The 24,902-nt window shown below is 63.6% G+C and carries 21 protein-coding genes and 1 tRNA gene; 7 read left to right on the top strand and 15 right to left on the bottom strand.

Going from position 1 to position 24,902, the window contains the following annotated elements; genetic code table 11:
• Positions 1 to 5: 5 nt before the first annotated feature.
• A complete protein-coding gene (locus JJC00_RS36910; protein WP_200470615.1) occupies positions 6 to 2,075 on the bottom strand; it encodes a prolyl oligopeptidase family serine peptidase in 2,070 nt (689 codons plus the stop codon).
• A gap of 202 nt (positions 2,076 to 2,277) precedes the next feature.
• Between JJC00_RS36910 and JJC00_RS36905 the strand changes: the two genes are divergently transcribed.
• Together JJC00_RS36905 and JJC00_RS36900 are read left to right on the top strand one after the other, a co-directional pair.
• Positions 2,278 to 3,525: an MFS transporter gene (locus tag JJC00_RS36905; protein WP_200470614.1), complete on the top strand. Its 1,248-nt coding sequence runs from the start codon at positions 2,278 to 2,280 to the stop codon at positions 3,523 to 3,525.
• Positions 3,526 to 3,767: 242 nt separating this feature from the next.
• A complete protein-coding gene (locus JJC00_RS36900) occupies positions 3,768 to 5,003 on the top strand; it encodes an MFS transporter (RefSeq protein ID WP_200470613.1) in 1,236 nt (411 codons plus the stop codon).
• A 128-nt stretch (positions 5,004 to 5,131) separates the two neighbouring features.
• Here JJC00_RS36900 and JJC00_RS36895 read toward each other — a convergent pair whose 3' ends face one another.
• Positions 5,132 to 5,626, bottom strand: coding sequence for a VOC family protein (locus JJC00_RS36895; protein WP_200470612.1), 495 nt, complete (start codon positions 5,624 to 5,626; stop codon positions 5,132 to 5,134).
• A 110-nt stretch (positions 5,627 to 5,736) separates the two neighbouring features.
• Entirely contained in the window at positions 5,737 to 6,282 is a 546-nt protein-coding gene (locus JJC00_RS36890) for a carboxymuconolactone decarboxylase family protein (protein WP_200470611.1), read from the bottom strand.
• Positions 6,283 to 6,420: 138 nt separating this feature from the next.
• Here JJC00_RS36890 and JJC00_RS36885 point away from each other — a divergent pair, with 138 nt between their 5' ends.
• Together JJC00_RS36885 and JJC00_RS36880 are read left to right on the top strand one after the other, a co-directional pair.
• On the top strand, positions 6,421 to 7,635 hold the full coding sequence (locus tag JJC00_RS36885; protein WP_200470610.1) for an acyl-CoA dehydrogenase family protein: 1,215 nt from the start codon (positions 6,421 to 6,423) through the stop codon (positions 7,633 to 7,635).
• Positions 7,636 to 7,785: 150 nt separating this feature from the next.
• Positions 7,786 to 8,925 carry an acyl-CoA dehydrogenase family protein gene (locus tag JJC00_RS36880; RefSeq protein WP_200470609.1) on the top strand — a complete coding sequence of 380 codons (1,140 nt, stop codon included), beginning with the start codon at positions 7,786 to 7,788 and terminating at the stop codon, positions 8,923 to 8,925.
• 267 nt (positions 8,926 to 9,192) lie between these two features.
• On the opposite strand, the gene JJC00_RS36875 is transcribed toward JJC00_RS36880, so the two are convergent.
• The 3 genes from JJC00_RS36875 to JJC00_RS36865 all read right to left on the bottom strand — a co-directional run bounded on the left by JJC00_RS36875 (position 9,193) and on the right by JJC00_RS36865 (position 11,487).
• Positions 9,193 to 10,230: an amino acid ABC transporter substrate-binding protein gene (locus JJC00_RS36875; protein ID WP_200474356.1), complete on the bottom strand. Its 1,038-nt coding sequence runs from the start codon at positions 10,228 to 10,230 to the stop codon at positions 9,193 to 9,195.
• Between the two features lie 85 nt (positions 10,231 to 10,315).
• A complete protein-coding gene (locus JJC00_RS36870) occupies positions 10,316 to 10,909 on the bottom strand; it encodes a L,D-transpeptidase (RefSeq protein WP_200470608.1) in 594 nt (197 codons plus the stop codon).
• Positions 10,910 to 11,145: 236 nt separating this feature from the next.
• Positions 11,146 to 11,487 carry a hypothetical protein gene (locus JJC00_RS36865; protein ID WP_200470607.1) on the bottom strand — a complete coding sequence of 114 codons (342 nt, stop codon included), beginning with the start codon at positions 11,485 to 11,487 and terminating at the stop codon, positions 11,146 to 11,148.
• A 195-nt stretch (positions 11,488 to 11,682) separates the two neighbouring features.
• Between JJC00_RS36865 and JJC00_RS36860 the strand changes: the two genes are divergently transcribed.
• Positions 11,683 to 11,772 (top strand) — tRNA-Ser (locus JJC00_RS36860).
• A gap of 264 nt (positions 11,773 to 12,036) precedes the next feature.
• On the opposite strand, the gene JJC00_RS36855 is transcribed toward JJC00_RS36860, so the two are convergent.
• From JJC00_RS36855 to JJC00_RS36840, 4 genes are all read right to left on the bottom strand, one after another.
• Positions 12,037 to 13,242 (bottom strand): IS481 family transposase, encoded by a 1,206-nt coding sequence (locus JJC00_RS36855; protein ID WP_200469653.1) that lies wholly within the window; start codon positions 13,240 to 13,242, stop codon positions 12,037 to 12,039.
• Between the two features lie 198 nt (positions 13,243 to 13,440).
• Complete coding sequence (locus JJC00_RS36850; protein WP_433996472.1) at positions 13,441 to 14,343, bottom strand: alpha/beta fold hydrolase; 903 nt, start codon at positions 14,341 to 14,343, stop codon at positions 13,441 to 13,443.
• A 91-nt stretch (positions 14,344 to 14,434) separates the two neighbouring features.
• Positions 14,435 to 15,286, bottom strand: a complete 852-nt coding sequence (locus JJC00_RS36845) for an alpha/beta fold hydrolase (protein ID WP_200470606.1) — start codon at positions 15,284 to 15,286, stop codon at positions 14,435 to 14,437.
• A 31-nt stretch (positions 15,287 to 15,317) separates the two neighbouring features.
• The gene (locus JJC00_RS36840; RefSeq protein WP_200470605.1) at positions 15,318 to 15,896 is read right to left on the bottom strand and encodes a TetR/AcrR family transcriptional regulator; all 579 of its coding nucleotides are present in this window, start codon (positions 15,894 to 15,896) and stop codon (positions 15,318 to 15,320) included.
• Between the two features lie 219 nt (positions 15,897 to 16,115).
• On the opposite strand from JJC00_RS36840, the gene JJC00_RS36835 reads away from it, so the two are divergent.
• Positions 16,116 to 17,225: an efflux RND transporter periplasmic adaptor subunit gene (locus JJC00_RS36835; RefSeq protein WP_200470604.1), complete on the top strand. Its 1,110-nt coding sequence runs from the start codon at positions 16,116 to 16,118 to the stop codon at positions 17,223 to 17,225.
• Positions 17,225 to 20,335 carry an efflux RND transporter permease subunit gene (locus tag JJC00_RS36830; protein ID WP_200470603.1) on the top strand — a complete coding sequence of 1,037 codons (3,111 nt, stop codon included), beginning with the start codon at positions 17,225 to 17,227 and terminating at the stop codon, positions 20,333 to 20,335. The genes JJC00_RS36835 and JJC00_RS36830 overlap by 1 nt, the downstream gene beginning before the upstream one ends.
• Positions 20,336 to 20,502: 167 nt before the next feature.
• On the opposite strand, the gene JJC00_RS36825 is transcribed toward JJC00_RS36830, so the two are convergent.
• From JJC00_RS36825 to JJC00_RS36805, 5 genes are all read right to left on the bottom strand, one after another.
• Positions 20,503 to 21,558 (bottom strand): SMI1/KNR4 family protein, encoded by a 1,056-nt coding sequence (locus JJC00_RS36825; RefSeq protein ID WP_200470602.1) that lies wholly within the window; start codon positions 21,556 to 21,558, stop codon positions 20,503 to 20,505.
• Between the two features lie 310 nt (positions 21,559 to 21,868).
• Positions 21,869 to 22,633 (bottom strand): ABC transporter permease, encoded by a 765-nt coding sequence (locus tag JJC00_RS36820; RefSeq protein WP_200470601.1) that lies wholly within the window; start codon positions 22,631 to 22,633, stop codon positions 21,869 to 21,871.
• Positions 22,630 to 23,394, bottom strand: a complete 765-nt coding sequence (locus tag JJC00_RS36815; protein ID WP_200470600.1) for an ABC transporter permease — start codon at positions 23,392 to 23,394, stop codon at positions 22,630 to 22,632. The genes JJC00_RS36820 and JJC00_RS36815 overlap by 4 nt, the downstream gene beginning before the upstream one ends.
• Positions 23,391 to 24,197 (bottom strand): ABC transporter ATP-binding protein, encoded by an 807-nt coding sequence (locus tag JJC00_RS36810; RefSeq protein WP_200470599.1) that lies wholly within the window; start codon positions 24,195 to 24,197, stop codon positions 23,391 to 23,393. The genes JJC00_RS36815 and JJC00_RS36810 overlap by 4 nt, the downstream gene beginning before the upstream one ends.
• On the bottom strand, positions 24,194 to 24,898 hold the full coding sequence (locus JJC00_RS36805) for a GntR family transcriptional regulator (protein ID WP_200470598.1): 705 nt from the start codon (positions 24,896 to 24,898) through the stop codon (positions 24,194 to 24,196). The genes JJC00_RS36810 and JJC00_RS36805 overlap by 4 nt, the downstream gene beginning before the upstream one ends.
• Positions 24,899 to 24,902: the final 4 nt, after the last annotated feature.

The raw sequence follows: 24,902 nt of genomic DNA, 5'->3' as shown, positions 1-24,902 counted from the left end.
GGCCGTCAGGCCTCGCTGTCCTTCCAGCCGATCTTGTCCTTCAAGAACTGAAAGCCGAGCACCTCGAAGCCGGCGCGCTCCTTGTTGTCCTTGCCGTAGCCGTGGCCGCCGGCGGCCGGTTCGTAGAACCAGGCCTCGTAGCCCATCGCCTGCAGCTTGGCCGCCATCTTGCGCGCGTGGCCGGGATGGACGCGGTCGTCGCGCCGCGTCGTGGCGATCAGGATCGGCGGATAGGGCTGGCCGGGCTTTGCGTTGTGATAGGCGGAGTAGGTCTTGAGCCAATCCCATTCCTCGGGCTTGTCGGGGTCGCCATATTCCGCGATCCAGCTCGCGCCCGCGAGCAACTTTGTGTAGCGGCGCATGTCGATCAGCGGGATGGTGCAGAACAGCGCGCCGAAGCGCTCAGGATAGCGCACCAGCATGTTGGTGATGAGGATGCCGCCGTTCGATCCGCCTTGCGCAGCGATGCGCTTTGGCGTCGTGACGCCGCGGCGCACGAGATCGGCGGCGACGGTCGCGAAATCATCATGCGACAGCTGCTTGCCGGCGAAACGGCCGGCATCGTGCCAGCGCGTGCCGAACTCGCCGCCGCCGCGCAAATTGGCCTGCACCGTGGTGCCGCCGCGCTCCAGCCACAACTTGCCGAGCGACGAATTGTAATAAGGCTTCACCGCGAGGCCGAAGCCGCCATAGGCGCTCATGTAGACCGGCGCATCGCCGGTCTCGCCTGCCGGGCCGGTCTGGACATAGGGAATGCGCTCGCCGTCGCTCGAGATCGCCTCGTGCTGGGTCACCACGAGGCCGTCCGCGTTGAACGTCTTCGGCGCCTGCTTCAGCACGGTCGGGCTTTCGACGCCGCGCTCGATCAACAGCAGCGACGGCGGCGTGAGCGGGTCCTGCACATTGGCGAGCAGGTCGCCATTGCTCTCGGACGAATGGCGATCGAGCGGCCAGACATCGACGACGCCGATTTCGGGGAGGCCGCCGAGCGTCTCGCGGCTCCAGACCGTGGCGGATGGCGTGCAAGTCTCAAATCGCGGCTTGAGCTCGTCGAGGATCGACAGCACCAGCTTGCCGGCGGTCCAAAAGAATCCCTGCAACGCGCGTCGCGGTCCGGGCTCGAACAGGATCGCGAAATCGCGGCTGCCGGCGAGGAATGCCGAGAGCGAAATGCCGAGCACGGCGTCGGCTGCATAAGTTCGACCTTCAGTTGACCAGGCTGCGCGCAGCTTCATCGCGAACCAGTCGCCATGCGCTTGCATCCAGATGCCGGTCGGCAAGTCGAGTTTTGTCGTGGTGCCGGCTTCGTCGCGTAGCCAGATGCCGTAATTGAAGAAGTCGATCTGGTCGATGATCCAGGCGCGCGGTTTCGCACCAGTGTCGTCGGCGCCGCCATGGATACCCGTATGATCGGGCGTCGTATCGAGAAGCACTTGCGCCTGATCCACATGCTCGCCGCGCCGCCAAAGGCGGACAGTCCTCGCATATCCGGAGCTGGTCACCATGCCATCGCCGTAAGCGCTGGACAGCAGCAAATTGTCCGGATCGAGCCAGTCGACGCCGCCCTTGGCTTCCGGCAGCGTGAAGCCGCCTGCAACGAAGCTCTTCGTCTCCGCGTCGAACTCCCGCAAGGTGACGGCGTCACTGCCGCCGCGCGAGAAGCTCAGAATGGTCCGCGAGCTGCCCGGCAGCGAACTGATCGAGCTCAGCAGCCAGTCTTCGCCCTCGCTCGCCGCGAGCTCGTCGATATCCAGCATGATCTCCCAGGCTGGATTGGGCTTGCGAAACTCCGCCATCGTGGTCCGCCGCCACAGGCCGCGCGGATGGCCAGCGTCCTTCCAGAGATTGTGGAGATAGCCGCCGCGACGTCCCACATAGGGAATGTTGTCTGGGCGATCGTAGATCGCCGCGAGCGCGTCACGGTCGCGTTCGAACGCCGCGCCGCCGAATCTGTCCAGCGTCAGGCGGTTCTGCTGCTCGACGAAATCGAGCGCGCGGGCGCCCTCGACCTCCTCCAGCCAGAGCCAGGGATCGTCGTCGGGAGCGCTGAGCGTAGGCCTGTTGTCGACGGGCATGAACGAAACTCCCTGAGGTCGCGCCGGATAGGATTTGATCGAGCGCAAGCCGTCAAGAGCGCGGGCCGGGTATCATCGGCCCGATTGCGTCAGAGGCATGGCCTGCGCCCGTTTGCGTCGGTTGCCCGCCCTCCCGTGCCCCTCCATAGTGCCGCGAATCACCAAGGCTTTTAGTTAAAAGACCCTGCGGGCGGAAATGCCGATGTTAGATGTGACTTCAGCCAATGAGATTGCCGCCGACGTCCGCGTGCGCGGCAATGTGGTGCGCCTTGCCGCGGCCCAGGCGCTGACCGGCGCCAACTCGGCGGTGATCTTTGCCACGGGCTCGATCGTCGGCGCCACGCTCGCACCCGACATGTCGCTCGCGACCGTGCCGCTGTCGATGTACGTCGTCGGGCTTGCGGCCGGCACGCTGCCGACCGGCGCGATCTCGCGCCGCTTCGGTCGCCGCTGGGCTTTTGTGATCGGCACCGGCCTCGGCACGCTCACCGGTCTCATCGGCTCGTTCGCGATTCTGCACGCCTCGTTCGCACTGTTCTGTCTCGCGACCTTCCTCGGCGGCCTCTACGGCTCGGTGGCGCAATCCTATCGCTTTGCTGCGGCCGACGGCGCCAGCGCGGCCTACCGGCCCAAGGCCGTGTCGTGGGTGATGGCGGGTGGCGTGTTCGCCGGTGTGCTCGGTCCGCAGCTGGTGCAATGGACCATGGACATCTGGTCGCCTTATCTGTTCGCCTTCAGCTTCCTGGTGCAGGCGGCCGTCGCGCTGATCGCGATGGGCATCGTCGCCGGCGTCGACATGCCGAAGCCGGCGCTGGCCGATTTGCATGGCGGACGCCCGCTGCTCACCATCGTGACCCAGCCGCGCTTCATCGCCGCCGCGCTGTGCGGCGTCATCTCCTATCCCATGATGAATCTGGTGATGACATCGGCGCCGCTCGCCATGAAGCTGTGTGGCCTCAGCCTGTCCGATTCCAATTTCGGCATTCAATGGCACATCGTCGCGATGTACGGGCCGAGCTTCTTCACCGGCGCGCTGATCGCCCGCTTCGGCGCACCCAAGGTCGTCGCTGCCGGACTGCTGCTGGAAGCCGGCGCCGCGGGCATCGGTCTCTCCGGCATCACCGCGATGCATTTCTGGGCGACGTTGATCGTGCTGGGTGTGGGGTGGAATTTCTCCTTCATCGGCGCCTCCGCTTTGGTGCTGGAGACGCACCGTCCGCAGGAGCGCAACAAGGTGCAGGCGTTCAACGATTTCCTGGTGTTCGGCATGATGGCGATCGGCTCGTTCTCATCGGGCCAGTTGCTCGCCAATTACGGCTGGTCCGCGGTGAACATGGTGGTGTTCCCCCCGGTCGCGCTCGGTTTGGTCGCGCTCTCGCTGGCGTCCTGGGCCCGCCGCCGCAGGGCGCGGCTTGCGGCGGCGATGGGTGAGTTCCCGGACGCGATCTGAGTTGGCGGGAGCCTGTCAGCAACGTCAATACTTCGATCCAGGTCGAAATGATTTTCGATGTCCGGGTTGTTACATGATGCTCGTCATGAACAGCCTTGTCAGGTCATCAACGTCCTTCGATTTCTGCCGTCATTCCGGGGCACCGAAGGGTGAACCCGGAATCTCGAGATTCTCAGGTGCGCAACTGCGCACCGTAGTTCGATGCCTCGCATCGCCCCGGAATGACGGTGAGGAGCAAACCAATGCTCGACAATCCTCAACATGCTCGCGTCGATGAAACGTCGCTCCGCTACGAAGGCTGGCGCATCGTTGCGGTCTGCTTCCTGCTCGCGACCTTTGGCTGGGGGCTCGGCTTCTACGGCCAGAGCGTTTATGTCGCCGAGCTTCAGCGCGCGCGGGGCTGGCCGGCCTCGCTGATCTCCTCCGGCACCACGTTCTTCTATCTGTTCGGCGCGCTGTTGGTCGTCTTCGTTGGCGAGGCCGTCCGAAAATATGGTCCGCGGCTTTGTCTCATCGCCGGCACGCTGGCGATGGCGGCCGCCGCGGTTGCGATCGGCGCGGTGCGCGAGCCCTGGCAGCTTTATCTGGCCGATGCCGTGCTCGCCTTCGGCTGGGCCGGCACCAGCCTCGCCATGATCACCAACACGATCAGCCTATGGTTCGACCACAAGCGAGGCATGGCGATCAGCCTGGCGCTGAACGGCGCCAGTTTTGGCGGCATCATCGGCGTGCCGCTACTGGTGATGATGATCAGCCATATCGGTTTCGCCAGCGCGATGTTCGCCACCTCCGGCGCAATGCTGGCGCTGCTCCTGCCGGTAATTGTGCTGGTCGTTGGCCACCCGCCCGACCTCCATGGCTGGCACGGCGCGGCGAAGCCGCAGTCGCAATCGTCGACGGAGATCCGCGCCTGGGCGTTGCGGGACGTCGGCTTCCTCACCGTGACGATTGCGTTCGCGCTGGTGCTGTTCGCGCAGGTCGGCTTCATCGTCCACCTGATCTCGTTCCTCGATCCCGTGATCGGGCGCGAACGTGCGGCCGTGGCGGTCGCGGTGCTCACGGCGATGGCGGTGGTCGGCCGGGTGCTGTTCTCGATGGTGATCGACCGCCTCAACCAGCGGCTGGCCTCCGCGCTGTCGTTCCTCAGCCAGGCCGCAGCGCTGTGCGTCGTCATCAATCTGCACAATGATTACGTGCTGATCGCGGCCTGCGCGGTGTTCGGTTTCTCGGTCGGCAACCTCATCACGCTGCCGTCGCTGATCGTGCAGCAGGAGTTCGACTCCGCCTCGTTCGGCGTGCTGATCAGCCTGAACACCGCGATCAACCAGGTGACGTACGCGTTCGGCCCGGGCGTCGTCGGGGCCTTGCGCGATTGGTCCGGCGGCTACGCGCTGCCGTTCTATCTCTGCATTTCGCTGGAGGTCTCGGCTGCGGCGCTGATCATGGTGCGGGGGACGCCGCAGGCGAAGACTGCGTAGAGACGCGGCGTCGCCTCAACACACTCCGTCATTGCGAGCGAAGCGAAGCAAATCCAGAATGCCTTCGCGGAGGCAGTCTGGATTGCTTCGTCGCTTCGCCCCTCGCAATGACGGGGAGAGAGCAGGGTTTACGCCTCCCGCTGCTTCAACAACCCCTCCACATCCAGCCGCTTCGTAAACATCGCCAGCTTCCCATCCGGCCCGAACGGCCATTGCTCCCGCGGCTTGTCCCAATACAGCTCCACGCCATTCTCGTCGGGATCGCGCAGATACAGTGCCTCGGACACGCCATGGTCGCTCGCGCCATCCAGCGCAATGCCGGCGGTCAGCACCCGGTGCAGCGCGTCCGCCAGCGCCGGCCGCGTCGGATAGAGGATCGCGGTGTGGAACAGCCCGGTCGTGCCCGGCGGCGGCGGCGAGCCGCCTTTGCTCTCCCAGGTGTTGAGCCCGATGTGGTGATGATAGCCGCCGGCGGAAATAAAAGCCGCGCCGGAGCCCATGCGCTGCATCAGCTCGAAGCCGAGCACGCCGCAATAGAAGCCAAGCGCGCGATCGAGATCAGCGACCTTGAGGTGGACGTGGCCGATCCTTGTGCCGGCGGCGACGGCTGATGTTTGCGACATGTGGTTGCTCCGTTACTGAATTCCACTTAAGCCGTGTATCGGGACAGCGCTACTGGCTGATCCCGAAACCCAGCGTTTCCAGATGCGCAATTGCGCATCCGGATGCGAAACTAAGACAGCTCCGGCACTTCTCCTTCCGGCAGCTCGAACTCGAACGTGTTCAGCGTCATCGACACCATCGTATAGTAGCCGCACAGCCCGATCACCTCGACGACGCCGCGCTCGCTGAGCAGCGTCACTGCCTCGTCGTAGAGGCCTTTCTCGACGCCGTGGCCTTCATGCAGCGACTTCGCGAGATCGTAGATCATCTCCGCTTTGGGATCGTCGAACTTGGGCGAGCGGCGGTCGCGGATCGCGTCGATGATTTTTGGATCCATGCCGCCCGAAAGCGCCAGGCGCTTATGCGCATACCATTCGTAATGCGCGGTCCAGTGGCGCGCCGTCACCAGGATCGCGATCTCCGAGAGTTTTGCCGGGAAGATCGTGTCGTAGCGCAAGACCTCGCCGAGCCGCGTGGCGTGACGGGCCATGTCGGGGCTGTTGAGCCAGGCCATCATCGGCGCCGGCGGCTTGCCGCGTTTGCCGGCGATCGACTCGTCATAGGTCTGCCGCTGGCTCTCGCTCATTTCGCCAGGCGAAAGAAGTTTCAGGCGCATTCGCGTTTCCTCTTTGTTTTCAAGCACCGTCGCGGTCGCGACTATAGCGGATGACAGGCTGCGGAAGTGGTTGAATTCCGCAGTGCGATGGCCCAGAGTCGCGCCCAACAAGTCGATTGTGATTGATGGAAACGACCCATGACTGACTCGAAAACCAGCGAAACTGAGAACGCCGATCTCGAACAATTCCGCACTGAGACGCGCGCATGGCTGGAAGCCAATTGTCCGCCGGAGATGCGCAAGCCGGCGACGTCGGACACCGACGTGTTCTGGGGCGGACGCAACGCAAAATTCTCGTCCGAGCCGCAGCGCATCTGGTTCGAGCGCATGCGCGACAAGGGCTGGACTGTGCCGGACTGGCCGAAGGAATATGGCGGTGGCGGCCTCAGCGCTGCCGAGCACAAGGTGCTGCGGTCCGAGATGGCCAAGTTGGGCGCGCGTCCGCCGCTGTCGAGCTTTGGCATCTGGATGCTCGGACCGGCGCTGCTGAAATACGGCAACGAGGCGCAGAAGAAAGAGCATCTGCCGAAAATCGCAGCCGGCCTGATCCGCTGGTGCCAGGGCTATTCCGAGCCGAACGCCGGCTCCGATCTCGCTTCGCTGCAGACCCGCGCCGAGCGCGACGGCGACGATTTCGTCATCACGGGGTCGAAGATCTGGACGTCCTACGCCAATTACGCCGACTGGATCTTCTGCCTGGTGCGGACTGACTCGGCCGCGAAGAAGCACGATGGCATCAGCTTCATCCTGTTCGACATGACGTCGAAGGGCGTGACCACCAAGCCGATCCTGCTGATCTCCGGCTATTCGCCGTTCTGCGAGACCTTCTTCGACGGCGTCCGCGTGCCGAAATCGCACGTGGTCGGCACCGTCAACCGCGGCTGGGACGTTGCGAAATATCTGCTCCAGCACGAGCGCGCGATGATCTCCGGGATGGGCGAGCGCGGCGTCGGCCGTCCACTCGGCCAGATCGCGGCCGACTCGGTCGGCGCCGACGCGCTGGGGCGGCTCGATGATTCCACGCTGCGTGGCCGGATCGCGACCTTCGACGTCGACGAGGCCGCCCTTGCGGCCTGCGCCGAACGCGCGGTCGATCTCGCCAAGGCCGGGCAAGCGCATCCGGCGTTCTCGTCGGCGATGAAATATTACGGCACCGAGCTCAACAAGCGCCGCTACGAGATCCTGATGTCGGCCGGCGGCGTCGACGCGCTGGAATGGGAGAGCGAGCGCTCGCGGCAAGGGGCCCGTCCGCGCGCATGGCTCCGCACCAAGGCCAACTCGATCGAGGGCGGCACGTCCGAGGTGATGCTCGGCATCGTCGCCAAGCGCATCCTGGATCTGCCGGGGGCGTGAGGCTTTCCGTCGTTCCGGGGCGGTCCGCAGGACCGAACTACGGTGCGCGGTTGCGCACCTGAGAACCTCGAGATTCCGGGTTCGCGTCTTCGACGCGCCCCGGAATGACAACAACAACATGCATTCCGCCAGACGTTAGAGACTGAACACATGGCCCTCGTCCTCACCGAAGAACAATCAATGCTCCGCGACAGCGCGCGCGGGCTGATCAGCGACAAGGCGCCGGTGTCGCACCTGCGATCTCTGCGCGATAGCAAGGATCCCACCGGCTTCTCCAAGGAGCTGTGGCACTCCTTCGCCGAGATGGGCTTTGCCGGCCTGCTGGTGCCGGAAGAGTTCGGCGGCAGCGGCCTCGGCTTCATGGAAGCCGGTGTCGTCATGGAAGAGATCGGCCGCACCTTGATGCCGTCGCCGTTCCTCGCCACCAGCGTGGTTGCAGCCTCGGCGCTGAACCGCGGCGGCAATGCTGCGCAGAAGTCCGAGTATCTTCCGAAAATCTCCAACGGCTCGCTGCTCGCGACGCTCGCGATCGACGAGGGCGCAAAGCATCGCCCGCTCCAGACCAATTTGCAGGCCGTGCGCGCCGGCAACGGTTTCAAGCTCTCCGGCGCCAAGGCGCTCGTCGTTGATGGCCACGTCGCCGATCTCTTCATCGTCGCCGCGCGCACCGCTGGCTCCGCCGGCGAGCGCGACGGCCTGACGCTGTTCCTGGTCAATCCCAGGGCCAAGGGTGTTTCGATCGAGCGTACCATCATGGTCGATGCGCACAATGCGGCGCGGATCGAGCTTTCCAATGTCGAGGTCAATGCCGACAGCGTGCTCGGCGAGGTCGATCAGGGCGCCGCCCTGCTCGATGGCGTGCTCGATATCGGCCGCGGCGCGGTGGCCGCCGAAATGGTGGGCCTGAGCGAGGAGGTCTTCAACCGTACCGTCGAGTATCTCAAGAACCGAAAGCAGTTCGGCAAGCTGATCGGCGAATTCCAGGCGCTGCAGCATCGCGCCGCCGAGCTCTATGTCGACATCGAGATCACCCGTGCCGCCACGATGAAGGCGCTGCAGGCGCTGGATGCTGATATCGCCAAGGCCGCCTCAGCCGTCGCAGTGGCAAAAGCCCGCGCCGGCACCACCGCCACCCGCGCGGTGCAGGAAGGCGTGCAGATGCATGGCGGCATAGGCATGACCGACCAGTTCGACATCGGCTTCTTCATGAAGCGCGCGCGCGTGTGCGAGGAGCTGTTCGGGGATGCGAACTACCACACCGAGCAGCTGGCCCGGGCGCGGGGGTATTGAGGCGGGGCGCGGTCGCGCCAGATAACCCACCGCTGTCGTCGCCCGGCTTGACCGGGCGACCAGGATTCCAGAGACAGCAGAGATTTACGGAGAGGCCGCGGCGTACTGGATTGCCGGTCAAGCCGGGCGATGACGGTTGAGAGTGTGGAGGGCGTTGGCCTCAAACTCGTCATTGCGAGGAGCACTTGCGACGAAGCAATCCAGTTTGTCACCGCGGAACGACTCTGGATTGCTTCGCTTCGCTTGCAATGACGGCGGAGAGCACCGTCACCGCATCGGCGGTGCATACTGCACGCCGCCCGCGTTCCACAGCTGGTTCATGCCGCGCGGGATCTTCAGCTGCGACTTCTCGCCGATATTGCGCTCGTACATCTCGCCGTAATTGCCGACGCGGCGGATGATGCGCACGGCCCAGTCCTTGGTCAGGCCGAGCTGCTCGCCGTAATTGCCCTCGGTACCGACCAGCCGCATCACTTCCGGCTTCTTCGACTTCAGCGCCTGGTCGATGTTCTCCGAGGTGACGCCGAGCTCTTCCGCATTGATCATCGCGTAGAGCGACCACTTCACGATCATCATCCAGTCGTCGTCGCGCTGGCGCACGACAGGGGCGAGCGGCTCCTTGGAGATCATGTCGGGCAGGATCATGTGATCGCCGGGCTTCGACATGTTCAGCCGCAGCGCATAGAGCTGCGAGACGTCGGCGGTCAGCGTGTCGCATTTGCCGGTGTCGTAGGCCTTCACCACGTCTTCCAGCTTGTCGAACTTCACCAGCTCATACTTCATGTTGTTGGCGCGGAAGTAGTCGGCGAGGTTGAGCATCGTGGTGGTGCCGGCCTGCACGCAGACCTTGCTGTCGGCGAGGTCCAGCGACGTCTCCTTGTTGCGGGAGCGCGGCACCATGAAGCCTTCGCCGTCGTAATAGGCGATTGCGGGGAAGTAGAGATCGTAGTCGAGCTCACGCGACATGCTCCAGGTCGAGTTGCGCGAGAGGATGTCGACCTTGCGGCTCTGCAATTCCTTGAAGCGCTCGCTGGCGTCGAGCGGCACGAAGCGCGCCTTGCCCGGGTCGTCGAAGATCGCGGCCGCCACTGCGCGGCAGAAATCGACGTCAAAACCGGTCCAGTTGCCCTTGTCGTCGGGGATCGAGAAGCCCGGCAGGCCCTTGTTGACGCCGCACAGCACTTCGCCGCGGCGCACCGTGCGCTTCAGCGTGCGGGTGTCGTAGAATTCGTAGATGACGGCCAAGGCGCCGACCAGCACGGCGACCGCGAGCCCGATCAGCAGGCCGCCTTGAAATGTGCGCATCATGTTGCTCTCTCGAAAAATCGGGAAAAGGAATTTGGAGGAGGGCGCAGAGCATGATCCGAAAGATCATGCTCAAACGATAGGCTTACAGTTCAGGCTTCTGCCGGATGACCACTTTGGTGCCGACCGGAACGCGGTCGTAAAGGTCGGCGACGTCGTTGTTGACCAGACGGAAGCAGCCCGAGGACACTTTGGTGCCGATCGTATCGGGGCGGTTGGTGCCGTGGATGCGGTAGACGGTCGTGCCCAGATACATGGCGCGGGCGCCGAGCGGATTGCCGGGGCCGCCGGCCATGAAGCGCGGCAGATAGGGCTGGCGCTGGATCATCTCCGACGGCGGCGTCCAGTCCGGCCACTCCTTCTTGTTGGTGATGTTCACCAGTCCCTGCCATTGAAAACCGTCGCGGCCGACGCCGATGCCGTAGCGGATCGCGCGTCCGCCCGGCTGCACCAGGTAGAGGTGACGCTCGGTGGTCGCGATGATGATGGTGCCAGGGGCCTCGGTCGTGCGGTAGTACACGACCTGCTTCTGCCATTCCGGATCGAGCTGGTAGCCGTCGTCCGCGATCAGGCCGGGTTCGTCGCCGCGGTCGGGCTGCTGGGCGAAGGCTGGCGGCGCGGACAGGAACAGCCCCATCGCAGCCAACAACGCCCCGGTCAGGCGACGAAAATCCGTCATTTCAAGCTCTCCCCGCTGCCACAGCGCAAATCGTTAGGAACCATCTGAACTCAGGGGCAGCTTCGTGGCAAGTTAAAGGCGCGCCCGACTGGTATGTCACGACAATGCTTTGGTTTTTTGACGAAGCCCGGCAATGCCATGAACGGGGGATGGCGCGAAAAGCACAGATTGCTGCCGCAGTGGTGGTGCGCTCCCTCCTCTGCTTGCGGGACCGTTCTGATGGAGAGAGGTAAGCCTCAATAGCAGTACGACACGCCATCCAGAATCGCGCACTGCCGCTTGTTCGGCGCGTTCGGATCGTCCATCGGCACCATGCCCTTGCCCTGGCCGACGAACACGCCGGGCCCGACATGCACCGAGCTCTTGTTGCCGATGATCACGCTCTGGTGCGGGGTTGAGCTGGAGCGGGTCCCGTCCGGCCAGAGGATAGCATCGCCCGAAAGCACCCCGCGCCGCCCATCGTCGCAGGTCACATCAACGCCCTGCCGGGTGCAGGCCTGTGCGTTGGCCGACGCGCTAAAGGCGGAGCCAAGAGCCAAAATCAGGCTCAGCGCGGCAATGGTTTTGCGGATGGTCATGGCGTCCCGGTCGTGTTTGATGTCCTTGCGTGAATCGTCGCGCCAAACCCGCGACTGGTTCAGCCTGAGGTGGGTTCCGGGCGACCTCGTGACGCGAGATATTCTATTGTAAATACAATATGTTGCGGAAAATTCACCCGATTTAGCCGCGATCCCTTGCAAAATCACCGGCGCCCCTTCAAGAGAGGGCGCTCCGGAGAGATGGCCGAGTGGCTTAAGGCGCACGCTTGGAAAGCGTGTGTGCGGGAAACCGTACCGTGGGTTCGAATCCCACTCTCTCCGCCACCCGCCACTTTGTCCAGCCCGGAGACATAGGTAACAGGTCGTACCTAAGACATGGGTGACAACCTCGTGCCGAACGGGTTGTCGAAGGGTTGCAGGGTCACTCACTCCACGCATTCGTTGGCATGGCCATTATTGCTCGGCCCGCACTTTCGCCGTCAAGCCCGCGCGCCAAGGGCGCGCCCCCTACGGGGCTTCGGGGGTTGACGGCTCAGCGCGGCCAAGCCGGTGGCTGCCATGCCAAGAATGAGCAAGAGTGCATCTCGGTCAGAGCGACAATGTCGTACCGGGAACATCGGTGACGGGCTTCGGGCCGAATGGATTGTCGAGGGGTTGCAAGGTCTTTTGCTCGAGGTCGAAGTATCCCAGATCGTAGTGCATGAAGCTGACGAGCCAAATGCCATCGTCGACTTCCTTGATGCCGAGCTTCTGGCCGGCCAGCACGCTCGAGATGTTGATCCTCTTGCGATGCAGGCAGAGCCGTCCGCAGGCCGTGACGAGGACGTCGCGGTCATGGAATGGATAGGACAGTTCGGGCAAGCCGTCATAGTGGCGCGGTGAAGCCGCATACAATTCCGCCGGACACTTCATGTCGAGCGCCTCGTGCGGTCTTTCCGTGTTGAATTCGTGAACGAAGGCATCGAAGCGGTCTTGTTGTTGCAGAATATTCGAGCCTGGCGGCCGGGTCGCCTCCTTCTTCAGCGTCAGGTGCATGCGCTCGTGACGGCCATTCTGCTGCGGATGGCCAGGCTTGATGCGTTCGATGGCGATGCCGAGACGAAGCCACCAGACCGAGAGCCTTGACAGGTTGAACAGCGCATTGGGGCTGGCGAACGGTACGCCATTGTCGGAGCGGATCGACAGCGGCAGCCCGCGTTCGGCAAACAGCCGCTCGAACGCCGTAACTGCCAGTTCCTCTCGCGTCGACTCCAGAGCTTCGCACATGAGCAAGAACCGCGAAGCCTGATCGGTCACGGTGAGTGGGTAGCAATAGCGCCCATTGCCGAGCTTGAACTCGCCCTTGAAGTCGGCGCACCAGAGGTCATTGGGCGCAACCGCGGCCGACAACCGCGTGCCCTGCGCCGGGGTCTTCCGTTCACGGGCGCGCTTGACCAGGCCCTGGCGGTCGAGCACGGCATGGATGGTGCTCTTGGCCGGCACCCTGACGTCACCATCCAGCCGCCGGACCAGGAGCTCGCGGATTTTGCGGGCTCCCCAATGTGGCTTCTCGGTTTTCAGGCGTACGATCAGGCTTTCGAGCTGCTGCGGCAGCTGGTTGGCGTAGCGGACCGGCCGCCGCGACCGGTCCGTCAGGGCCTCAAGCCCGTGCTCCTTGTACCGACCAAAGATCTTGTAGCCGGTCTTCCGCGATATGCCGAAATCCCGGCATACGTCCGTCATTGCCTCGCCATCCAACAGCCGGGCAACAAACCGCAGGCGCTCCTCCATCACCGAACTCGCTTTCCACGGCATCCACACCTCCCGCAGAACAAAAGCGGAAAGTGTAACCCATGTGTCCGGTACGTTTTGTCACCTATGTCTCGGGCCGCTCAACTGAATCCAGAAAAATATTCGGGGTGCTATCTGCTGACAGCGAGCCGACGCCGCATGCATGCCGCTCGATCGTAGAATCGCAGCCAGTTAAGCCACGCGCAAGGTGGAATTCGAACGCTAGCTCTTCAGGAACGAAGAAATGAGGTGCGCGGTAGCGGCCGGCTGCTCCTCAGGGAAAAAGTGCCCGCCTGCTACTGCTTGCCCTTGCACCCTCTCCGCCCAACGCTGCCAGAGACCTAATGGCCCGCCGGCATCGTCATACCAGGTTGCTGGTCCGCCTCCCTTACTCCATAGCGCCAGCAGTGGGCAGCCTATCCGTCGTCCAGCATCGAGATCTGCCTTGTCGTTCTCACGATCAAGCCCGGCGGCGGCGCGGTATTCGTTACAGATGGCGTGAACATGGACGGGATCGCTTAGCGCCTCGATGTAGGCCTCCCGAACCCACTCGGGGAACGCATCTGGCGATGATCCCCATTCGTTGATTGCATCGTCCACGACCGCTTCGGGAGCCGCCGCAATCAATCGTTCTGGAAGCGGCGATGGCTGAGCAAGCAACGAAAACGGCCAGAACGAAAGGGCGAGGCGCGCATCGGCGCGGTCCCAGACGTCGAATGTAGGCACCACGTCCAGCACACCAACGTGGGAAATTTGCGCGAAATGGTCCAGCGCTGCACGATAGGCGACGCGTCCGCCGCGATCATGCCCGATGATGGCGAAGCGGTCATGACCTGCCGTTCGCATCGCCGCGACGAGTGTCGCCGCCATCTCCCGCTTCGACATGGCAATCGGGTCGTTGACCTTGGGGCACTCGCTCCTCCCGTAGCCCGGCAAGTCCGCGACGATCACTCTGAAGTCCCGTGCTAAAACCGGAGCAACGTCGCGCCACATCAAGCCCGTCTCTGGAAAGCCATGCAAGAGAAGCACGACCGGGCCAGTGCCACCTTCGCGCACAAAAATTCCACCACGTTCGCTCTCAAGCAAACGACTGTTGAATCCCGCTACGTCGGCCATGTCGGCCATAGGGCGAAACGACGATGGCGGGCAATGGTTCCCTGGTGCAACCTTGCGCGTCAATGGCGCTACTTGCCGCGATGTCGACGCCTCATTGCTGTCATTCTGTCGCCAGGATCACGCGAGCCAGCTCCGACGGATTCTCGACGGCTGAGAAGTGGCCGCTATTCTTCAGCGTCACCATCTGCGAAGCGGGAATCAGCGACCGCGTGCGTTCACGTTCATTTGGCCGAGACCAATCGCTGTCGCCATAAATGAGCGTCACAGGCGCCGTGATCTGGCGATAATAATCGCGTGCGTTGCTCCAGGATCGCCAGCCTGCCAACACCTTGCGTGCGATGCGCTTGTATCCGGGCCGATGGGCGACTTCATCGAACTCGGCGAGCAGATCGACCGGCAGTTTGCGGGGGTCGTGATATCCGCCGCCCATGATCTTGCCGAGGATCAGCTTGTTTTCGAGCGACGCATTCACCGCACCGAGCAGCGGGATCTGCAAACTTCCGATGATGAAATTCGCGAGCCAGTTGCCGCGTCGAATCCCGTCGCCGTAGCGGGTCTCGTAGTCGTAGGGGTTGATCGCATAGACCCGCTTCACCCGCTGCGGAAGCGCCGCCGCCACCGTGAGGGCCAAAGCGCCGCCGATCGACTCGCCGACAATCGTGACGTCCGAGAGGTCTAGCTCCTCGATGACGCGAATGACGGCCCGCCTGAAGTAGGGTTCGTCGAAGCTCGCGTCTGGATCTATTGGTGAGTGTCCGTGGCCTGGGAGGTCAATGGCGTACACCGTGTGCGATCTGGCGAGGAGGGGCGCAAGACTGCGGAAATATTCGAGCTGCGTCCGGATCGTATGGATGAGGAGCAGCGGAGGCCCGCTGCCGGTCTTTTGAAAACGCACACTCAGCGTGTCCGATAGCTTGAGCAAACTTGGTTTGACTTCGCGCGTGCTAAGCATTCGATCTCTCTGTGGTTCGAGGGGCGATCTTTCAGGCGCCTGCGGCGTCGCGAACCTGTTCGGCCGCCGCATCGAGAAGGGCCTGAGCCAGATCAGGGTCGTTGACGACGCGCGATAGCGTGATCGCGCCGATCATCGTCGCGAGAATGGCCATGGCCTTGCCACGGGATTCTTCGCCGCCGCTCCCGGCGAGGAAGCGGCCGAGGACCTCGAGATGCGCCTTGATCCCGGTTTCGAATGCCGCTTTCACGCCGGGCCCCTGTCTGGCGGCATCTGAGCCGAGCGCCACGATCGGGCAGCCGTCCATCCTTTCTCCGCGATGGTCGGCACTGAGGTAGAACGCGATCACCGCGCCAAGCGGATCATCGGGGTTCTGCGCGGCCGCGTCCGACCATCGGAGGGAGGCGCTCTCCAACGCCCGGTTGGACGCCTCTACCGCCAAATCCTCTTTTGACGCGAACTGCTTGTAGAAGGCGCCTTGGGTTAGCCCGGCGGCCTCCATCAGATCCTTCAGGCCGATGCCGTCAAAGCCCCGCTCCCGGAAAAGGCGACTTGCCACATTGATCACGTTTTGGCGGTTTTCCGCGGCCTGAACGCGAGTCACGCGCATCGTGGGCTCTCCTATTTAGATTTCGTTTGACTTCTATATGAGAAATAGAGACTGAACGCAATCTATCAAAGCGTCGTCCCCGTGGCGAAAGCTCCGACGCCGAGATAGTCAGCTCTCTCCATGGTCACGGTTCCGTGAACCCGCACTTTTAGATTGCGATCGAACTCTATTCTGGATTATAGAGTTTGACGGCAATCTAAATGAAGGCGGGAGTTGGACATGGGAAAGAAGAGATTTGCGGTTTTGGCCGGTGTCGTGCTCGCGGCGTCCGGGGCGGCTGCCTTCGCTACTTTTGTCATTCCCACCCAAAGGGCCTCTGCCCTGAGCGATCCGAGACAAGAACTACCGATCGTCAACCTGGTGACGGCAGCGCGAGTGACCGGATCCGAACGCGGCTTCACCGGCGTTGTAGGGGCGCGCGTGGAAAGCAATCTCGGTTTTCGCGTCGCCGGCAAGATCGTGGAACGGCTGGTGAATGTCGGTCAGCAGGTCAAGGCCGGCGAGCCGCTGATGCGCATCGACGAAACCGATCTCCGCCTTGCACTTGCGGCGAAACGCAACGCCGTTGTCGCAGCGCGCGCAACCGTCGTTCAGACCGACGCGGATGAGAAGCGATACGCCAACCTGGTCAACGACGGATGGACGTCCCGACAGCGGTACGAGCAGGCGAAAGCCGCGTCGGACACCGCCAACGCGCAACTCGCCGCGGTCGAAGCCGACGCGCGCGTCGCCGAGAACCAGGCGACCTATTCCGTCCTGGTGGCCGACGCGGACGGAACAGTCATGCAAACGCTTGGCGAGCCGGGACAAGTGGTCTCCGCAGGCCAGACGGTCGTTCGGCTTGCACAGTCCGGTCCTCGCGAAGCTGTGGTCGCGCTTCCCGAAACGATGCGGCCGGCGATCGGCTCGCTCGCCGAGGCGAGCCTGTATGGGAGCGATGGGCGCCGCTCTACCGCGCATCTCCGGCAGTTGTCGGATTCCGCCGACGTCCAGACCCGTACCTACGAGGCCCGCTATGTGCTCGACGGTGAGGCCGCGGCGGCGCCACTTGGCGCGACGGTCACCATTCGGCTTGCAAGCCAGGAGACTCTCCCGGAAGTCCAGGTGCCGCTGGGAGCCGTGCTCGATGACGGCAGAAAGACCGGCGTTTGGGTCTTCGACAGCGGCATCTCGGCCGTACACTTTCAGCCCATCAAGCTTGTGCGTGTGACCAGCGAAACTGCCGTTATCTCCGGGCTGAGCTCAGGTGATCGGGTTGTTTCGCTGGGCGCTCACCTCCTGCAAGAAGGCGCGCGCGTCAGGACTGCCTCCGAAAGCAGGAGCAATTGATGAGCCTCAATCTCTCCGCGGTCGCCGTTCGCGAACGGGCCGTCACCCTGTTCTTCATCCTCCTGCTGGCGGCCGCAGGCGCCTACGCCTTCTTCATGCTCGGGCGTGCCGAGGATCCTTCCTTCACCATCAAGACCCTGACGGTCACGACGGTATGGCCGGGCGCGACGGCGCGCGAGATGCAGGACCAGGTCGCCGAACCCCTGGAGAAGCGGATTCAGGAGCTGACCTGGTACGACCGGGTGGAGACGACCACGCGGCCGGGTTATGCCTACATGACCGTTACGTTGAAGGACAGCACGCCGCCATCCGTCGTGCAGGAGGAGTTCTACCAGGCCCGCAAGAAGCTCGGGGACGAAGCGCGCAAGCTGCCGTCTGGTGTGCTCGGCCCCTTCGTCAACGACGAATATTCGGACGTGAGCTTCGCCCTTTACGCCCTCAAGGCCAAGGGCATGCCAATGCGGGAGCTCGCCAGGCAGGCCGAGACTATTCGCCAGGACCTTCTGCACGTGCCCGGCGTCAAGAAGATCAACATCCTCGGGGAACGTCCCGAGCAGATATTCGTCGAGTTTTCCTATCCCAAGCTGGCAACGCTCGGCGTGTCGGCACAGGATATTGTCGCGGCCTTGCAGCGGCAGAACACCGTCACACCGGCGGGCTCGATCGACACCAGGGGGCCGCAGGTCTTCATCCGGGTCGACGGCGCCTATGACAGCGTGCAGGCGATCGCCGATTCCCCGATCGTCGCTGCGGGGCGGACGTTGAAACTCTCCGACATCGCAGTAGTCCGCCGCGGTTACGAGGATCCTCCCACCTATCTCATCCGGCACCAGGGCGAGCCGTCCATCATGCTCGCGGCGATCATGCAAGAGGGCTGGAACGGCCTCGCGCTCGGCAAGGCGCTGGAGGAGAGGTCCGCAGCGATCTCCCGGACGCTGCCGCTCGGGATGTCTCTGGCCAAGGTCAGTGACCAGGCCGTCAACATCACCTCGGCCGTCGATGAATTCATGATGAAGTTCGCGATGGCGCTCGGCGTGGTGCTGCTGGTGAGCCTGCTCAGCCTCGGCTGGCGCGTCGGAATCGTCGTCGCGGCCGCCGTTCCTCTGACCCTTGCCGTCGTGTTCCTCATCATGCTGGAGACCGGCAGGTTCTTCGACCGCATCACACTCGGCGCCCTCATCCTGGCGCTTGGTCTTCTCGTGGACGACGCCATCATCGCCATCGAGGTGATGGTGGTGAAAATGGAAGAGGGCATGGACCGTATGTTGGCGGCGGCCTATGCGTGGAGCCACACGGCGGCGCCGATGCTGTCGGGAACACTCGTGACGATCGCCGGCTTCCTGCCGGTGGGCTTCGCGCGTTCGACGGCCGGCGAATACGCCGGCAACATCTTCTGGGTCGTGGGGTTCGCTCTCATCGTCTCCTGGATCGTCGCGGTGGTCTTCACGCCCTATCTTGGCGTCAAGATGCTGCCCGCGATCAAGCCGATCGAAGGTGGTCACCACGCGATTTACGGCACGCCGAATTATCGGCGTCTGCGCGCGCTCATTACCTTCGCCGTCCGCCACAAGTTCGTAACCTGTGGCATCGTCGCCGTCGCCTTCGCCCTGTCCGTCGTCGGCATGGGCGGCGTCAAACAGCAGTTCTTCCCGACCTCCGACCGTCCCGAAGTGCTGGTGGAGGTTCGTCTGCCGGAAGGCACCAGCATCGAGACGACCACCGCCGCAGCCGAGAAGCTCGAGCGGTGGCTGCACGATCAGCCCGAAGCCAAGATCGTCACGAGCTATATCGGTCAGGGCGCGCCTCGCTTCTTCTTCGCGATGGCGCCGGAACTGCCTGATCCGGCCTTCGCCAAGATCGTCGTGCTGACGCCGGACGCGGAGGCGCGCGAAGATCTGAAGCACCGGCTCCGACAGGCGGTGTCACAGGGCCTTGCACCTGAGGCCAATGTGCGCGTCACCCAGCTCGTGTTCGGACCCTACACGCCATTCCCGGTCGAGTTTCGGGTCATGGGGCCTGATCCGGCGCAATTGTACGCCATCTCCGAAAAAGCCCTCGGTATCATGCGTGGCGTTCCCGACGTGCGCCAAGCGAACCGCGATTGGGGCAATCGCACGCCCGTGCTCCGCTTCATCCCGGATCAGGATCGACTGAACCTCATCGGTCTTTCGCCAGCGGAGGTCGGCCGGCAACTCCAATTCCTGCTCACCGGCATCACCGTGACGCAGGTTCGCGAGGACATTCGTAATGTCCCCATCGTGGCACGCAGCGCCGGTGGCGAGCGGCTGGATCCGACGCGTCTGGCGGACTTCTCACTGATGAGCAGGGACGGTCGCCCGGTTCCGCTCGACCAGGTCGGCCATTCGGAAGTCCAGCTTGAAGAGCCGATCCTGAAGCGTCGCGATCGCACCCCCGTCGTCACCATCAGGTCGGACATCAACGAGGCGACCCAACCGCCAGAGGTCTCCAAGGAGATCAAGACGGCACTTCAGCCGCTGATCGCGTCACTGCCCGCCGGCTATCGCATCGAGTTGGGCGGATCGATCGAGGAGGCAACCAAGGCCAACGATGCGTTGGCGACGATCTTTCCCGCCATGATTGCCGCCATGCTGATCGTCATTATGTTGCAGGTGCGATCGTTCTCGACGATGGCCATGGTCGTGCTGACGGGACCGCTTGGCCTCGTCGGTGTCGTGCCGATGTTGCTGGCCTTTCACCAGCCCTTCGGGTTCAACGCCATTCTGGGGCTGATAGGACTGGCGGGCATCCTGATGCGCAATACGCTGATCCTGACCGAACAGATCAAGGAGAACCTTGCCGCCGGCCTTGATGACTATCACGCCGTCATCGAAGCCACGGTGCAGCGTACCAGGCCCGTGATCCTGACCGCACTTGCTGCCGTGCTGGCCTTCATTCCCCTCACGCACTCCGTGTTCTGGGGATCGATGGCCTACACGCTGATCGGCGGCACCGCAGTCGGCACGGTCCTGATCCTGCTGTTCCTTCCTGCGCTTTATGCCGCATGGTTTCGGATCAAGCCGACTGCGGATGAGATCCACGGGGATGCTGCGGAAGAGCCGGAATTGCGACCGGCACTGGCTGCCGAGTAGGGTTCTGTTCGATCCATGAATCGTCCGGTCCGAACGGGAGATCGAAGCGGACGAGTTCGAGGTCGAAGATGCTGCGGAAGCCGCGCGAGCGGTCAAGCACGCATTCTTGGTGTTCTTCCACGGCGCGAGCAAAGGAAGCTCTGAGGCCGGATCGCATCAATCTCAAATCATCGCGCTGGCTTATTGACTTCGGGGCCAGAAATCGTCGCCAAGCGCCCGAGCAGGGTCGCTTCGGCGTTGGGAGTGAGACGGTAGCCTTCCGCCATCTCGACGATGTCGCCGCCGGCGACGCACGCGTCCCACCAGTCCCTCACAAAGCCCTCGGCGTACCCGCGCGTGTTGAAGTCGTAAGGGTCGGCGACAAGGTCGAAAGCGATCATCAGCTCGTAACAAATCGAGTCGTCGTAGGAGGCGCCGGTCTCGGGACGGTCCACGAAAGCTTCGAAGGATCTGGCGGTACAAAGGCTCGAATAGAGCCAGAACATCAGTCCATACATCAGGTGCGAGCGTTCGTCGTCGTGCAAGGCGAAGAAGCCCTTCTCGTCCACGACCTGCCGGGCCAAGGCTCGCAATATTCGCTCGCCGTTCGGCAGACGGTCGCCGACGGCGGCCAGGGCCCGCACCACGATTGGTGAAAACGTTCCCCGCTCGACGGTTGCAATTGCCGCAGCCCGATCCTCCTCGGCAGTGTCGTACTCGGACTCCTCGACCAAGCCTCGAATGAAGGTCTCGAAGTCCGGCGCAACGGCGACGATGCTGTAGTCAGCCTCCTGGTCGACGTACACGACCTGCGGCTCACCCCGCTTTCCGCAGGTCCGGTAGTCCAGCATAATCAGTTCGTGGCCCCCGGCCGGCGTGTCGGCGATGCCGACGCCAATCGGCGGGTAGCCCCATTTTTCGATCATGAACTTGGCGCCCAGTTGCCCGGCAAGTGAATATTCGGCCGTGCGGCCGATGGCGTAGAGCCCCTCGATAGCCACGTGGTCCTCCGCCCAGCCGGTACGCTCCTTCATCGGGTGGCAGTTGCGCTTGACCAGTCCGCCATTGTGGCGCCGCGCGAGGTCGACATAGGCCGCCGGCAGCCGATACCCACCCAATTCCTGCTCAATGGAGGCGATCAGCTCGTCGCTCGGCGGAGGCTCGACATAGTTCTCCAGGGAATACGGATGGTCGTCCCAGAAGCCTTCGAAATCGAACCCGTCAAAGGGCCTTTTCGCCGTCATCCTCATCACCCTATCGCATTGAGGCGCTGACGCTGCCTTCCCTCGCGTTGTCTCTCAGGCGCGCCTACTTTGATCCATGGCGTGGCCTCGGCGTAGACTCTTTTGCACTTAGCGCGCGCTTTCCGCTTCACACATCCGAGGTCAAGATTAACATGCTAGCGCGCTAGCTCAAGGTCGACAGCTGCCCATGCTTCCGCTGCTCGTTCGCATGGAGCTGGACGTTATCGTCCGCGCGTCGCTGGCTTCCCCCTATCTCGCTGACCGGCCCCTTCGCCGAGGTTTGACGCACGCGGGTCGTGGATTTGGACCGCTATCGCGGCGACTGCCATGCCAATAGCCTGCGCTCGGCCAAGGACATTGCAACCGACGTGACGTAGCCCGTCGCTCCGAGCAGGATCACGCCGGCGAACAGATCGGCGGAGCGGAAGGCGCGCGCCGACAACAACACCCAATGGCCGAGGCCGTCGAGCCCGGCAAGCACCTCGCAGACCACCGAGAGAATCAGCGCGACCGTCAGGCTGAGCCGCATGCCAGCGAGGATGTCGGGCAGGGCCGACGGCAACGCAATCTTGAAGACAACGGCCGGGCGCGACATCTGCAACGAGCGGGCGACCTCGTAGAGGCGCGGCTCGACTGCGGCAAAACCGTGAATGGTCGCAAGCATGATCGGCCAGATCGCACCGAAGGCGATAACGAACAGGGCCATGCCCTGCGTCAGACCGAGCAGCGCGATCGCGACCGGGATGATCGCGGACACCGGCAGTGGACGCAGGAATTCCAGCGATGGGGCGATGTAGGCGCGCATCAAGCGAGACGATCCGATCAGTGCGCCGAGCGCGATGCCCGCGATCGAGGCGGCGAGCCAGCCATAGGCCATGTGCTCCAGCGTGCCGACGAGCTTGCTCGTGAGATCGCCGGTCGCAAGGCCACGCATCAGTGCGGCCCAGGCGCGGTCGGGCCCGGGCAAGAACACTGGCGAGATCAGCTTGAAATTGGCAACGAGTTGCCAGAGCCCGACAAAGCCGGCCGCGACCGCAAAACTCGCAATGCGCCAGATTATCGCGGTGGCGCTCATGAGACTGCCCCGGCGGTTGCGGCACGGCCGAACAGGCGACGCTCGACGACGACCAGGGCGAAGTTGAACCCGTAGCCAATGGCGCCAATCCAGACAAGATAAGCGAGCATCAGGTCGGCGCGCAGCGCCTGCTGCGCCTGCATGATGCCGGCGCCGAGGCCGAGCGGATTGATCGCGATCTCGACCGTCACTGCGACGATCAGCGCGATGCCGGCGGAGAGGCGGAATGCGACGAAAATCCGCGGCAAAGCCGCTGGAATGATGATCTTGATGATCCGCTGCGCCGGCGTCAGGCGCAGCGCTCGCGAAACTTCCATCAATCGCGGCTCGATGCCGCGGACCGCAGCGCGGCTCAGGATCAGCATTGGCCAGACGCAGGCAAATGCGACAATCACGATCTCCATGCGATATCCAAAGCCGAGCGCGATCAGCGCGATCGGCAGCAGCGCGATCGACGGGATCGGACGGATTGCCTCGATGGTCACTTCCATCAGCCGATCGAGGATAGTCGAAAGACCGAAGGCTATTCCGAGCGCAAGCCCGATGACGCTACCGATCGCGAGCCCCGCGAATACCGCGAGCAACGTGTCACGCGTGGCGATCGGGATCGTGAAGTCGGCGAGTGCTGCGACCAGAGCGACGAAGGCCGCGCTCGGAGGTGCCAGGCTGTCGCTCTGCAGATGCGCGAGGCGGATCCAGAGCTCGAAGACGAGCAGCGCCGCGATCGGCAGCAAGAGTGGTCTGGTGCGCTCGAGCTTCAATGTTCGGTCGCCTTGACGAAGTCGAATAGTTGCCGGCGCAGCCGCAGGAATTCCGGGTGTTCGCGGGTGGCGAGCTGGTCGCGCGGCCGCGGCAGGTTGACATCCAGCTCGATCCCGATCCGTCCTGGATGCGGCAAGAGACCGATGACGCGGTCGCCGAGATAGATCGCTTCGTCGAGATCGTGGGTCACGAACATGACGGTCGTGCTGCTCGCCGCTGTCAACGACAGCACCTCATCCTGGAGACCTTGTCGCGTCATCGCATCCAGCGCGCCGAACGGCTCGTCCATCAACAGCGTGGTTGGCTCCTGAGCGAGACAGCGCGCGATCTGCAAGCGCTGCTGCATGCCGCCGGACATTTCCGCCGGATATTTCCCGGCATGGGCGGGGAGGCCAACCTTGCGCAGCAAGTCTGCGATGCGGCCAGGTCGCTCGCGTGTGGGAACTGCGCAGGCCTCCAGCGCAAGCGAGATGTTACCAGCTGCGGTTCGCCATGGCAGCAGCGCTTTGCCATAGTCCTGGAATACGATCGCCGCCTCGCGTCGCGGTTCGAGCATCGGCTGGCCCTCGAAGGTGACGGCGCCGCTGCTCGGACGATAGAGGCCCGCCGCGAGCCGCAGTGCGGTGGTCTTGCCACAACCCGAAGCGCCGACGATGCAGAGGAATTCGCCGGGCCGCACCTCGAGATCGAGATTCTCGATGATGGTCTTGCCGCCGAGCCGAAGCGTCGCGCCGCTGAAGGTAATCAACGGTTTCGGCCGCTGTGCCGCCCTTGTTTCATCCAGTCTTGCGAGGACGGTCATCGATCACTCCCGCTATCGGGCGGATAAACGAAATTGATGGTTGAGTGCAGGTGTTCCTGCAGCATTCTTTGTGCGCCCGGAACGTCCCGCGCCAGCGCGCGGTCGGCGAGCATTTGATGGCTGCGGATGAATTCTGCGCCGCTGTCGATCGCGCGCATCATCACGCGGCGGTAACGGTAGGCCTGGTCATAGAGGTCCGAATGCGCGCCGAGCATCCGCCCCGAGCCGCAGGCCGCGAGCAGGGCAGTGTGGAAGCCCTTGTGCAGGCGGTCGAAATCGGCGGCGCCCTCGCGGAATTCGTTGCCGGTACGCTCGATGTGCCGGCGCATCTGATGCAGCGCGCTCACGATACCGGCCTCCCAGGCATCGTCGCCGTGGATGATGGCGAGCCGGACCGCCTCTTTCTCGATGGCGGTACGCATGCAAGTGATGTCCGCCAGGTCCTCGCGGCTGACCTCGGCAACCCGAAAGCCGCGCTGGCCGATGCCGACGATCAATCCGCGCGACATCAGGCGCGACAATCCCTCCCGCAGCGGCGTGGCGCCGATCTCGTAGCGCTGCACGAGATCGACGATGCCAAGCCGCGACCCCGGCGCCAGACGTCCGGCGAGGATGTCCTGCTCGACGAGGCTGGCAGCGCGCTCGCTCAAGGTGCCGGCCTCGCCGTTCGGACGCTCGGCAGTGCGTTCGGAAGCCGGCATGGTA

The organism is Bradyrhizobium diazoefficiens, assembly GCF_016616885.1.
In the GTDB taxonomy this organism is placed as follows: domain Bacteria; phylum Pseudomonadota; class Alphaproteobacteria; order Rhizobiales; family Xanthobacteraceae; genus Bradyrhizobium; species Bradyrhizobium diazoefficiens_F.
This window is presented reverse-complemented; position numbering and strand designations above follow the sequence as displayed.

Coding starts and splice junctions, on each gene's coding strand:
- JJC00_RS36805 (WP_200470598.1), bottom strand. CDS start 24,898: ATGCCGGCTTCCGAACGCACTGCCGAGCGTCCGAACGGCGAGGCCGGC.
- JJC00_RS36855 (WP_200469653.1), bottom strand. CDS start 13,242: ATGCCGTGGAAAGCGAGTTCGGTGATGGAGGAGCGCCTGCGGTTTGTT.
- JJC00_RS36820 (WP_200470601.1), bottom strand. CDS start 22,633: ATGAGCGCCACCGCGATAATCTGGCGCATTGCGAGTTTTGCGGTCGCG.
- JJC00_RS36895 (WP_200470612.1), bottom strand. CDS start 5,626: ATGTCGCAAACATCAGCCGTCGCCGCCGGCACAAGGATCGGCCACGTC.
- JJC00_RS36880 (WP_200470609.1), top strand. CDS start 7,786: ATGGCCCTCGTCCTCACCGAAGAACAATCAATGCTCCGCGACAGCGCG.
- JJC00_RS36865 (WP_200470607.1), bottom strand. CDS start 11,487: ATGACCATCCGCAAAACCATTGCCGCGCTGAGCCTGATTTTGGCTCTT.
- JJC00_RS36885 (WP_200470610.1), top strand. CDS start 6,421: ATGACTGACTCGAAAACCAGCGAAACTGAGAACGCCGATCTCGAACAA.
- JJC00_RS36900 (WP_200470613.1), top strand. CDS start 3,768: ATGCTCGACAATCCTCAACATGCTCGCGTCGATGAAACGTCGCTCCGC.
- JJC00_RS36905 (WP_200470614.1), top strand. CDS start 2,278: ATGTTAGATGTGACTTCAGCCAATGAGATTGCCGCCGACGTCCGCGTG.
- JJC00_RS36845 (WP_200470606.1), bottom strand. CDS start 15,286: ATGCTTAGCACGCGCGAAGTCAAACCAAGTTTGCTCAAGCTATCGGAC.
- JJC00_RS36890 (WP_200470611.1), bottom strand. CDS start 6,282: ATGCGCCTGAAACTTCTTTCGCCTGGCGAAATGAGCGAGAGCCAGCGG.
- JJC00_RS36870 (WP_200470608.1), bottom strand. CDS start 10,909: ATGACGGATTTTCGTCGCCTGACCGGGGCGTTGTTGGCTGCGATGGGG.
- JJC00_RS36850 (WP_433996472.1), bottom strand. CDS start 14,343: ATGGCCGACATGGCCGACGTAGCGGGATTCAACAGTCGTTTGCTTGAG.
- JJC00_RS36835 (WP_200470604.1), top strand. CDS start 16,116: ATGGGAAAGAAGAGATTTGCGGTTTTGGCCGGTGTCGTGCTCGCGGCG.
- JJC00_RS36910 (WP_200470615.1), bottom strand. CDS start 2,075: ATGCCCGTCGACAACAGGCCTACGCTCAGCGCTCCCGACGACGATCCC.
- JJC00_RS36810 (WP_200470599.1), bottom strand. CDS start 24,197: ATGACCGTCCTCGCAAGACTGGATGAAACAAGGGCGGCACAGCGGCCG.
- JJC00_RS36840 (WP_200470605.1), bottom strand. CDS start 15,896: ATGCGCGTGACTCGCGTTCAGGCCGCGGAAAACCGCCAAAACGTGATC.
- JJC00_RS36875 (WP_200474356.1), bottom strand. CDS start 10,230: ATGCGCACATTTCAAGGCGGCCTGCTGATCGGGCTCGCGGTCGCCGTG.
- JJC00_RS36830 (WP_200470603.1), top strand. CDS start 17,225: ATGAGCCTCAATCTCTCCGCGGTCGCCGTTCGCGAACGGGCCGTCACC.
- JJC00_RS36825 (WP_200470602.1), bottom strand. CDS start 21,558: ATGACGGCGAAAAGGCCCTTTGACGGGTTCGATTTCGAAGGCTTCTGG.